Genomic DNA, 1,586 nt, shown 5'->3' with positions numbered 1-1,586 from the left:
TTGCCACGATAATCAGGGTGCTTGTCCAATATATCCGCGGGCCAAACCTCGTCGGTGGTGAAGCGCTTTGAAAACTCCGCTATCTGCCAAAGATCGGACCGCGCATCGCCCGGAGCCTGCACCAGTTGGTGCCAGACATGGGTGCGGCGCTCGGCATTGCCATAGGCTCCCTCCTTCTCCACCCACATGGCGGCGGGCAAAATGAGGTCGGCCGACATCGCCGTGATCGTCGGATAGGCATCGGAGACGACGATGAAATTGTCCGGGTTGCGGTAACCCTGATAGGTCTCGTTCTTGGTATTCGGGGCTGCCTGGACATTGTTGTTGACCTGCACCCAATAGAAGCTGAGCTTGCCGTCCTTCAACATTCGGTCCTGCTGGACGGCATGATAACCCGGCTTGTCGGGAAGCAGCCCTTCAGGAAGCTTCCACAACTCTTCCGCATGATGCCGGTGCTCGGGATTGGTGACGACCATATCGGCAGGCAGCCTATGCGCGAAGGTGCCGACTTCTCGAGCCGTTCCACAGGCGGACGGCTGGCCGGTGAGCGAGAAGGGGCTGTTTCCAGGCTCGGAAATCTTGCCGGTCAGCAGATGGAGATTGTAGACCATCTGGTTGGCCCACACCCCGCGGACATGCTGGTTGAAGCCCATGGTCCAGAGCGACATGACCTTCCGGTTCGGATCGGCATAAAGTTCGGCAAGCTGCTGCAGAAAGCCGGGATCGGCCCCGGTCAGTTCGGCGGTCTTTTCGAGCGTGTAGTCGGAAACGAATTTCTTGAAGGCGTCGAAATCGATCGGCTCCGTCTTGGTCGGATCACCGGCATTGGTGGCCTTGAGTTCCAGCGGGTCCTCTGGGCGCAGGCCATAGCCGATATTGTCCACGCCTTTCATGAAGGTCGTATGGTTGCGGACGAACTCCTCGTTGACCTTGCCGCTGGTGATGATGTGGTTTGCGATGTAGTTCAGGATGGCGAGATCCGTCCCGGGCGTGAAGATGATCGGTATGTCGGCGAGATCCATGCTGCGATGGGTGAAGGTGGAAAGCACGGCAACCTTGACATGGCCGTGGCCGAGCCGCCGGTCCGCCACACGCGTCCAGAGAATCGGATGCATCTCCGCCATGTTCGAACCCCAGAGCACAAAGGCATCTGCGTTTTCGAAATCGTCATAACAGCCCATCGGCTCGTCCATGCCGAAGGTGCGCATGAACGCATAGGCCGCGGACGCCATACAGTGCCGGGCGTTGGGGTCGAGATTGTTGGAGCGGAACCCCGCCCGCATCAGCTTGGTCGCGGCATAACCTTCGAAGATGGTCCATTGGCCGGAGCCGAACATTCCGACAGCGGTCGGCCCCTTTTCCTTCAGCACCCTCTTGCACTGCTCAGCCATCACGTCGAAGGCCTCGTCCCAGCTGACAGGCTCGAATTCGCCGTCCTTGGCGTATTGGCCGTTCCGCTTGCGCAGCAAGGGCTGGGTAAGCCGGTCCTCGCCATACATGATCTTGGAGAGGAAGTAACCCTTGATACAGTTCAGGCCGCGATTGACCTCCGCCTGCATGTCGCCATGGGTGGCGACAACCTGGCC

1 protein-coding gene is annotated in these 1,586 nt (G+C 59.5%); it reads right to left on the bottom strand.

Features of this window, described 5'->3' with window-relative positions:
* The coding region (gene napA, locus ABK249_RS33740) for a periplasmic nitrate reductase subunit alpha (RefSeq protein WP_348864917.1) at positions 1-1,586 on the bottom strand (1,586 nt) is incomplete at both ends.

It is taken from the genome of Neorhizobium phenanthreniclasticum (assembly GCF_040066075.1).
Taxonomy (GTDB): Bacteria; Pseudomonadota; Alphaproteobacteria; order Rhizobiales; family Rhizobiaceae; genus Neorhizobium; species Neorhizobium petrolearium.
The sequence above is the reverse complement of the archived record's forward strand: the minus strand, read 5'-3'. Positions and strand labels throughout refer to the sequence as shown.